This is a genomic window from Sphingomonas azotifigens NBRC 15497 (genome assembly GCF_002091475.1).
GTDB classification, from domain to species: domain Bacteria; phylum Pseudomonadota; class Alphaproteobacteria; order Sphingomonadales; family Sphingomonadaceae; genus Sphingomonas; species Sphingomonas azotifigens.
Genome location: NZ_BCTR01000097.1, coordinates 1 through 8,828, shown reverse-complemented (window position 1 = coordinate 8,828; position 8,828 = coordinate 1). Strand labels below are relative to the sequence as shown.

Below are 8,828 nucleotides of genomic sequence, written 5' to 3'. Positions count from 1 at the left end.
TGACGGGGAGAGGCTAGAGGAGTCGGTATCCATGCAGCCGGGTATAAACCGATCCCTCCCCCCACCCGGGGGAGGGCTATCGCATCGGGCAAAATGCCTCGTCATCCCCGCGAAGGCGGGGATCCATTGGCGCTGATGCCGCGGTTCTTTCCGCAAGCGCACAGGCAACTGGATTCCCGCCTTCGCGGGAAGGACATTGGTAGAGGCGGGGCTTATTGTCGCTCCGCCGCGTGCGCGATTGCCCCACCCCGGCGGGCGGGATCGCGATCACCCCATGATTCCGAGCAGCGCGAGGATCGTCAGGAACAGCGCGGCGATGATCGCGATGAACCACAAGAGCACGATCGTGCGCAGGATCGCCGACCGCCAGCGGATCTGATAGGCTTGTTTGAGCTGGCGGCAGATATGCACCGGCGGCACCACCATCGCCACCGTCCCAAGTATGTTGCTCGAAACATGCACCGCGCTCGCCAGCGTGATCGCGATGAGCAGCAGCGACATCGCCGCGATCGAATAGGTGACGAACACCGCGTGGTCGTACAGCTTGTACTGGCGCTTCCAGAAAAACAAAAGCCACACGAACGGCAGCGATAACGGGATCAGCAGCCACGAAAATTTGTAGATGCTCGACTGCAGCTTGTAGAGCATCAACGACGGGTTCTTCTGCCACTTCTCGATTCCGTGATCGAGCGTGTGCCAGCCGGTATGCACTTCCTTGATCTCGTCGTCATCGTCACGCATGACTTTGGGCATCTGCGTGAGGGCGGACCTGTACCCGGCGATGTCACGGTCCGCCTTTGCGATGTCCGCGATGCGTTCGGCGCGATCCGGATCGTTCGCATCAAGCTTGGCAAGCTTGGCCGCACTTTTGGCGCGGGTGGCTTCCGCCTTGGCGATCGAATGCTGGAGCGCCACCGTCGGCTTCATGCTGTTGCCGTCCAGGTCGGTCGGCGTCGAGATGCCTAGAATCTGGAAGATCGCGAACATCGTGAAGATCGAGAACAGGAACATCGCCATCGGCGAGACGAAGCGCGCCCGCTCCCCGGCGATGTAGCGGCGGGTCAGATCGCCCGGCCGCCAGGCGAGCAGCGGCAGCGTGCGCCACATCTTGCCCTCGAAATGCGCGACGCCGTGCAGCAGCTCATGCCCGATGGCGCCCAGCGAGCGGTGGACGTGCCCCGATTGTCCGCATTCGTGGCAGTGCGGGCCGACCAGCGCCGTGCCGCAATTCAGGCAGATCGTGCCATGCCCATGCCCATGCCCTTGGCGCGCACCGGCGTGCGGCTCCACCGCACGGCCGAGCAGGCCCCCCATCACCAGTTCGCCGGCTGCGTCGATTTCCCCCATGGCGCGCAAGGCTATCAGCTTCGCCGATCGCATGCTAGCATCTGCCCCATGGCCGATCGTGACACGCCCGACACCCAGATGCTGATTGCCGACATGGGCCGCCGCGCCCGTGCCGCCGCCACGGTGCTGGCGGCGATGCCAAGCCCGGCCAAGGCGCAGGCGCTGCGTGCCGCCGCCGCCGCGATCCGCGCATCCCAAGAAGCGATCCTCGCCGCCAATGCCGAGGACATGGCCGCCGGCAAGGCAAACGGCCTGTCCGACGCGATGCTCGACCGGCTGCTGCTGGACCCGAAGCGAATCGAGGGCATGGCCTCTGGGATCGAGGCGGTGGCCGGGCTGGAGGATCCGGTGGGCAGCGTGCTCGACGAACGGACCCGCCCGAACGGCCTGGTGCTCCGCCGCGTGCGCGTGCCGATCGGGGTGATCGGCATCATCTATGAAAGCCGTCCCAACGTTACCGCCGATGCGGGCGCATTGTGCCTGATGTCGGGCAACGCTGCGATCCTGCGCGGCGGCTCCGAGGCGATCCGCAGCAATCGCGCGATCCATGCCGCGCTGGTGCAAGGGCTGGTGCAGGCCGGTGCGCCGGCCGACGCGATCCAACTGGTGCCGGTGACCGATCGTGCCGCCGTCGGCGCGATGCTGACCGCCGAAGGGCTGATCGACATGGTCGTGCCGCGGGGCGGCAAGAGCCTGGTCGCGCGCGTCCAGGCCGAGGCGCGGGTGCCGGTGCTCGCCCATCTCGACGGGATCAACCACAGCTATGTCGATCGTGCTGCCGATCCGGCGATGGCGGTGGCGCTCGCGGTCAACGCCAAGATGCGCCGCACCGGCATCTGCGGCGCGACCGAGACGCTGCTGATCGATCGCGGCTTCGCCGATCCGAAACCGATCCTCGCCGCACTCGCCGAGGCGGGCTGCGAACTGCGCGGCGATGCCGAGGTGCAGGCGCTCGACCCGCGCGTGCAGCCCGCGAGCGACGAAGACTGGGATACCGAATATCTCGAGGCCATCCTCTCGGTGAAGCTGGTCGACGGGGTGGAAGGCGCGATGGCGCACATCGCCGCGCACGGCTCGCACCACACCGACGCCATCCTCACGGAGGATGCCGACACCGCCGCGCGGTTCCTGCGCGGCGTCGACAGCGCGATCGTGATGTGGAACGCCTCCACCCAGTTCGCCGATGGCGGCGAGTTCGGGCTGGGTGCCGAGATCGGCATTTCCACGGGCCGCCTGCACGCGCGCGGGCCCGTGGCGCTGGAGGGGCTCACCACGTACAAATGGCTGGTGCTCGGCACCGGCCAGGCGCGGCCTTGAACCTCCTGTATCGCTTGTATACATTGGGTGCATGAGCAAGACCGCCGTCATTACCGGCCGTGTTCCGGAAGCGCTCTCGGATCAGCTGGATCGTCTGGCGGAGCGCATGGATCGTTCGCGGTCCTGGGTGGTCTCGCAGGCCATCGAGGCGTTCGTCGCGGCAGAGACGCAGTTGCTCGATTCGCTCGACGAAGCCGAACGGCAGATCGATCGCGGCGAATTCCGTACGCAGGCGCAGATGGAGGAATGGGTCACCGAGTTGCGGCGCGGTACGGCGGCCTGAATGGCGGATCTTCGATGGGCGAACCTCGCCCTGGCGGATCTTGAAGCGATCGTGCGTCATCATCAAGCCGGCGATCCTGCAATTGGCGTCGAGCTCGTCGAACGGGTCGTCAGCGCCGCGACGTTCCTGGCGCAGTTGCCGGAAGCCGGGCCGCTGACCATTCGCGGTCGTCGAAAGTGGCGCGTCCCGAAAACCCCTTATCTCCTCTTCTATCGCGTGGCGCCCGATCACATCCGCGTGCTGCGGGTGTTGCACGGCGCGCGCGATCTCGCGGGACGGCAATGAAACGCATCGGACTTCTCGGGGGCTCGTTCAATCCGGCGCATCGCGGGCATCGGCGGCTGTCGCTGCATGCGCTGCGCGCGCTGGATCTGGACGAAGTGTGGTGGATGGTCTCGCCCGGCAACCCGCTCAAGGACAAGGCCGGCATGGCGCCGTTCAAGGCGCGCATGGCCTCGGCGCGGGCGATGGCGCGGCATGCGCCGATCCGCCCCACCGCGATCGAGAAGCGGATGAAGACCCGCTACACCGCCGATACGCTCACCAAGCTGCCACGGCTCTATCCCAATCACCGCTTCATCTGGCTGATGGGCGCGGACAATCTGGCGCAGTTCCATCGCTGGGAACGGTGGCGGCACATCGCTCGTCAGGTTCCGATTGCGGTTATCGCGCGTCCGGGGTATGACAGGGGCGCCCATGCAAGTCCTGCAATGGGTTGGCTGCGGCGCGCTGTGCGGCCCGCAGGCCAGGCGAAACATTGGACGCGATGGAGATTGCCGGCACTTGTGCTGTTGCGCTTCCGCCCCGATCCGACGTCGGCAACACGCCTTCGGGCTGCCGATCCCGCCTGGCACCGGCGATTCCTCGGGTCTTCTCCGTAGTTGGAACAGGAGAGCCCGGCGCCGTCTCCACCCCCTTTGCACAGACCGTCGCTAGACTAGGAGCAACCTTGGCCACTTCCCCCAATATGCAGCGTTCGAACGACGCCGACAGCGTCGAAGCGCTGCATAGGCTCGTGCTCACCTCGCTGGAGGACGATCAGGCGGTGGAAACCGTCTCGATCCCGCTCGCCGGCAAGAGCAGCATTGCCGATTACATGGTGATCGCATCGGGTCGCTCGACCCGGCAGGTCGCCTCGATGGCGATGAAGCTGGCCGACAAGCTCAAGGCCGAGCAGGGTCGCACGCCCCGCGTCGAAGGCCTGCCGGCCGCCGACTGGGTGCTGATCGACGCGGGCGACGTGATCGTCCACTTGTTCCGCCCGGAAGTGCGCAGCTTCTACAATCTCGAGCGGATGTGGTCGTTCGAGGGCCAGGCCTGATCTGATCCCGAAGGTCCGCGCGCAATGCTGCTGCACATCGTCGCGCGCGGCCGGATCGGGCGCAGCCCCGAGGCCGAACTGGTCGACCGCTATCTGAAGCGGGTGACCTGGGGTACGCGCGTCACCGAATTGCCCGATACCGGCGGCAAGATGCCCGCGCTCAGCCCCGGCACCCGCGTGGTGATGCTCGACGAATTGGGCGAGAACCTGCCCTCCAAGACGCTGGCGACCCGGCTCGGCGCCTGGCGCGACGACGGGGTGCGCGAGACGCGTTTCCTGATCGGCGCGGCCGACGGCTTCGACGATGTCGACCGGGCGGCGGCGGACATGCTGCTCAGCTTCGGCAAGGCGACCTGGCCGCACATGATGGCCCGCGCGATGCTCGCCGAGCAGCTCTGGCGCGCCGTCTCGATCCTCGCCAACCATCCCTATCACCGCGAGGGCTGATGGGCCCGGCGCGTGGCCTCGGCATCGCGGCGGCGCTGGTCGCGATTGCCATGACCGGCGTGCTCGCCCAGCCGCAGCCCGATGCCACCCAGCAGGTCGCCCGGACGGCGACCGAGGCGTCGCAGGCCGCGAGGATGGCCGAGGCGCGCGCGGCGGAACTCGATCGCGCCGCTGCCGCCGAACGCGACGGCGAAGCCCGCGCCCGCGCCGAACAGGCCGCCGCGGCAAAGCGGATCGAGGCGGCGGAAGCCGAACAGGCGGCGGCGGAAGCGCGGGTGGCGTTGCTCGACCGACTGCTCGCCCGCCAGCGCACCGCCTTTGCCGAGCGGCAGCGGCCGGCGCTGGAACTGGTCGCTGCGCTCCAGGCGATGGCGCGGCGGCCGGCGGTGCTGGCGCTCGCCCAGCCGGGGTCGGCGCAGGATCTCGTCCATGTCCGCGCGACGCTCGCCAGCCTGTTGCCGGCGATACGCGCGCGCAGCGCCGGGGTGCGCGCGGATCTCGCCCGCTCACGTGCCTTGCGTACCGCCGCCGGAAAGGCGCTCGCCGAACTTCGCCAGCGCCGTGCCGATCTCGAATCGCGGCGGCTGGCGGCGCTGCAGCTCGAATCCGCGCACCGGCTGCGGGCGATGACGCTGGGGCGCGATGCGCTCACCGAATCCGATCGCGCGCTTGCGCTGGGCGAAACGGCGCGCGAGCTGGCGGCGGACGAGGATCGCGGCGAAAGCGCCGCGCAGGTGCGCGCCGACCTGCTGCCGCTCCATGCCCCCTTGCCCCGCCCAGGCACCACGATGGCGCGCCCGGCAGGCGGTCCTCCGCCCTATCGCCTGCCCGTCACGGGCCAGCTGGTCACCGGGTTCGGCGAGCTCTCCCCTGCCGGCGTTCGCGCCCGCGGCCTCGGCTTCGCCGTCCCGCCCGGGGCTGCGGTGGTTGCGCCCGCTGCCGGCACCATCGCCTATGCCGCGCCGTTTGCGGGGTACGGCCAGGTCGTCATCCTCGATCATGGCAAGGGCTGGACCAGCCTGATCTCCGGCCTCGGCCGCCTCGCCGTGCGCCCCGGCGCCCGGGTGGCGCAAGGCGCGACGCTCGGCGCGGCAGGTCCGCGGGTCACGGTCGAGCTGCGCCGCCACGGCCAGGCGCTGGACCTAACCCAATTGCTCGACTGACACCGCGTGCAAATCCCGTTATCCTCGCCTACATTAGCCAGATCGCCCTTCCGGAAAGTCTCTTGATGCTGCGTTCGTTTCTTCAGGTTTCCGCCGCTGTCGGCGCGCTTGCGATCATTCCCATCACATCCGGTGCCATGGCGGGGGTCGATACCAGCAGCTACCGCGAGCTCGATACCTTCATGGAAGTCTACAACACCGTGAAGGCGAACTATGTCGACAAGGTCGACGACAAGACGCTGGTCAAAGGCGCGATCGAAGGCATGCTCGCGGCGCTCGATCCGCACAGCAGCTTCGCCGACGGGCTCGATTTCGACAATCTCAAGATCCAGACCGAGGGCAATTATGGCGGCCTCGGCCTCACCGTCACCCAGCAGGACGGCGCGGTGAAGGTGATCGCGCCGACCGAGGACGGGCCGGCGGCGAAGGCCGGGATCAAGTCGGGCGACTTCATCACCCATCTCGACGGCAAGTTCATCGTCGGCGGCAGCCTCGACGAGGCGATCACCCAGATGCGCGGCCAGCCGGGCACCAAGATCGCGCTCACCGTCGTCCGCCCGGGTACCGACAAGCCGCTCCAGTTCACGCTCACCCGCGAGATCATCACCCAGAAGCCGGTGAAGTGGGAGATCAAGGACGGCGTCGGCATCCTCAACATCAACACCTTCACCGCGCATACCGGTGGCGACACCGCGCTCGCCATCCAGGCGATCGAGAAGAAGCTGGGCCACAAGCCGCTCGGCTATATCGTCGACCTGCGTGAAAATGGCGGCGGCCTGCTCACCGAGGCGATCGCGGTGGCCGACGTGTTCCTGACGCATGGCGAGATCGTCTCGCAGCGCGGTCGCGAGAAGACCGATATCGAGCGCTATTATGCCGAAAGCGTGTTCCCGGGCGACCTCGCCAAGGGCCTGCCGGTGGTGGTGCTGACCGACTCCGGCACCGCCTCGGCGTCCGAAATCGTCGCCGGCGCGCTGCAGGACCATCACCGCGCGCTGGTGATGGGCGTGCGCAGCTTCGGCAAGGGATCGGTGCAGACGATCCTGCCGATGGGCCAGCGCGCCGCGCTGCGCCTCACCACCGCGCGCTACTACACGCCCTCGGGCCATTCGGTGCAGGAAGGCGGCATCAAGCCCGACATCGTCGTGCCGCAGCTCTCCGATCCCGATTACAAGTCGCGACCGGTGCTGCGCGAGGCCGATCTGCGCCGCCACCTGATCAACCAGGAGAAGGTCGACGACCGCGTGCTCGAGGAAGACACGACGATCGATCCGCGCTTCACCGCCACCGCCGACGAGCTGAAGAAGAAGGGCGTCGACGATTTCCAGCTGACCTATGCGGTGCAGACCATCGCCCGGCTGGGCAGGACGGCGACCGCGAGCACGGGCAAGTGAGCCGCTCCATGAGCCGGATGCCGCGCAACGTCCCCGTGCTGGCGCGCTGGCTGGCGCTGCTGCTGCCGCTGGCGCTGCTCGGCGGCGCGATCGGCTCCCAGTTCATCGGCGGGCTGGTGCCGTGCGAGATGTGCGTGTGGCAGCGCTGGCCGCATCTCGGCGCGATCCTCGTCGCGCTGCTCGCCTTCTTCGTCCGCGGGCGGCGGCAGGTCGCGGCGCTGGTGCTGCTCGCCGCGTTGCTGATCGCGATCAGCGGCGCGATCGGCGTCTACCATGCCGGCACCGAATATCATTGGTGGCAGGGCATCACCAAATGCACCGCCCCGGCGAAGCCCGGCTCGCCGATGGAGATGCTGAACGCGGCGTTGCGCGCGCCGATCATCCGCTGCGACGTGCCCCAATGGACGATGTTCGGCATCAGCCTGGCGGGGTATAACGCCCTCCTGTCGCTGGGCGGCGCGGTGGTGATCGCGCTGCTCGCAACGCGGAGGGCGGTGCGATGAGCTGGAAACCGGGGGATCGGCGCGAGAGCCGCGAGGCGATGGTTCGCGTCGACCAGGCGGGCGAATATGGCGCGACGCGCATCTATGCGGGCCAGCTCGCGGTGATGGGCGATCGCACGCCGACCGCGCGCACGATCAGCGGCATGGCCAATCAGGAGGCGCATCATCGCGCCTTTTTCGACGCGATGATCGCCCGGCGCGGCGTGCGGCCGACGTTGATCCAGCCCGTGTGGGACGTCGCCGGATTCGGCCTGGGCGTCGTCACCGCCGCGCTGGGGCCGCAGGCGGCGATGGCCTGCACCGCGGCGATCGAGACCGAGATCGACCTCCATTACCAGCAGCAGCTCGAGCAGCTGGGCGACGAGGATCCGGAACTGCGCGAGGCCGTCGCGCGATTCCGTGATGAGGAGATCGAGCACCGCGACACGGCGATCGCCTCGGGTGCCGAAAGCACGCCCGGCTATCCGGCGCTTTCTGCGCTGATCCGCGCCGGCTGCCGCGTGGCCATTGCGGTGTCGAAGCGAATCTGACAGCGGCCATTCAGGCGCCGGGATCCATGGTTCGGCGCGAGGACAGGAGGAACAGCGTGCTCAAGAGGATCGCCATCATCACCGCGGCCGCTGCGGCGCCGCTGCTCGCCCCGGGGGCCGCGCATGCCCAGAACGCCGTGCAGAACGGCGTGCTGATCATCTACGGCAACGACAAGTGCCCGACGAACAAGAACGGCGAAGAGATCGTCGTCTGCCAGCGTCTGGACGAGGGCGAGCGCTTCCGCATTCCCAAGAACATTCGCGACAACACGCCGACCGAGCCGCAAAAGGGCCAATCCTGGGCGGTGCGCTCGCAGGATGCGCTGACCACCGGCAGCTTCGGCACCGGCAGCTGCTCCGCTGTAGGCGCGGGTGGCGGCACCGGTTGCTTCGTCCAGCGCGCGACGGCGGCCCGCGCCGAGCGGCGGGAAATGAAGAAGGCCGAAACCGAGCTGCCGCTGCCCTGATCGGCCCCTGACCGATCACACCGGCGCGCGCGTGATCCAGGCGGGCGCCGGCAGCC

Annotated in this window: 12 protein-coding genes; 11 read left to right on the top strand and 1 reads right to left on the bottom strand. The window is 68.3% G+C overall.

Annotated elements, in window-relative coordinates; all coding sequences use genetic code 11:
• Positions 1-267: 267 nt before the first annotated feature.
• The gene (locus tag SAZ01S_RS22480) at positions 268-1,347 is read right to left on the bottom strand and encodes a DUF3667 domain-containing protein (protein WP_084584567.1); all 1,080 of its coding nucleotides are present in this window, start codon (positions 1,345-1,347) and stop codon (positions 268-270) included.
• Between the two features lie 48 nt (positions 1,348-1,395).
• On the opposite strand from SAZ01S_RS22480, the gene SAZ01S_RS22475 reads away from it, so the two are divergent.
• From SAZ01S_RS22475 to SAZ01S_RS22425, 11 genes are all read left to right on the top strand, one after another.
• Entirely contained in the window at positions 1,396-2,664 is a 1,269-nt protein-coding gene (locus SAZ01S_RS22475) for a glutamate-5-semialdehyde dehydrogenase (RefSeq protein WP_084584568.1), read from the top strand.
• Positions 2,665-2,695: 31 nt separating this feature from the next.
• Positions 2,696-2,947 carry a CopG family ribbon-helix-helix protein gene (locus tag SAZ01S_RS22470; RefSeq protein WP_084584566.1) on the top strand — a complete coding sequence of 84 codons (252 nt, stop codon included), beginning with the start codon at positions 2,696-2,698 and terminating at the stop codon, positions 2,945-2,947.
• Positions 2,948-3,232, top strand: coding sequence for a type II toxin-antitoxin system RelE/ParE family toxin (locus tag SAZ01S_RS22465; RefSeq protein ID WP_084584565.1), 285 nt, complete (start codon positions 2,948-2,950; stop codon positions 3,230-3,232). It abuts the gene before it with no gap.
• Positions 3,229-3,828, top strand: a complete 600-nt coding sequence (locus tag SAZ01S_RS22460) for a nicotinate-nucleotide adenylyltransferase (protein WP_084584564.1) — start codon at positions 3,229-3,231, stop codon at positions 3,826-3,828. Before SAZ01S_RS22465 ends, SAZ01S_RS22460 begins: the two co-directional genes overlap by 4 nt.
• Positions 3,829-3,914: 86 nt before the next feature.
• Positions 3,915-4,268 (top strand): ribosome silencing factor, encoded by a 354-nt coding sequence (rsfS, locus tag SAZ01S_RS22455; RefSeq protein WP_064310574.1) that lies wholly within the window; start codon positions 3,915-3,917, stop codon positions 4,266-4,268.
• 24 nt (positions 4,269-4,292) lie between these two features.
• Positions 4,293-4,715: a 23S rRNA (pseudouridine(1915)-N(3))-methyltransferase RlmH gene (locus tag SAZ01S_RS22450; RefSeq protein ID WP_084584563.1), complete on the top strand. Its 423-nt coding sequence runs from the start codon at positions 4,293-4,295 to the stop codon at positions 4,713-4,715.
• Positions 4,715-5,878 (top strand): murein hydrolase activator EnvC family protein, encoded by a 1,164-nt coding sequence (locus SAZ01S_RS22445; protein WP_084584562.1) that lies wholly within the window; start codon positions 4,715-4,717, stop codon positions 5,876-5,878. The genes SAZ01S_RS22450 and SAZ01S_RS22445 overlap by 1 nt, the downstream gene beginning before the upstream one ends.
• 65 nt (positions 5,879-5,943) lie before the next feature.
• Positions 5,944-7,272, top strand: a complete 1,329-nt coding sequence (locus tag SAZ01S_RS22440) for a S41 family peptidase (protein ID WP_084584561.1) — start codon at positions 5,944-5,946, stop codon at positions 7,270-7,272.
• Between the two features lie 8 nt (positions 7,273-7,280).
• Entirely contained in the window at positions 7,281-7,775 is a 495-nt protein-coding gene (locus tag SAZ01S_RS22435; protein ID WP_084584560.1) for a disulfide bond formation protein B, read from the top strand.
• Entirely contained in the window at positions 7,772-8,305 is a 534-nt protein-coding gene (locus SAZ01S_RS22430) for a demethoxyubiquinone hydroxylase family protein (RefSeq protein ID WP_084584559.1), read from the top strand. The genes SAZ01S_RS22435 and SAZ01S_RS22430 overlap by 4 nt, the downstream gene beginning before the upstream one ends.
• A gap of 56 nt (positions 8,306-8,361) precedes the next feature.
• Entirely contained in the window at positions 8,362-8,772 is a 411-nt protein-coding gene (locus tag SAZ01S_RS22425; RefSeq protein WP_084584558.1) for a hypothetical protein, read from the top strand.
• The last annotated feature ends 56 nt before the right edge of the window (positions 8,773-8,828 follow it).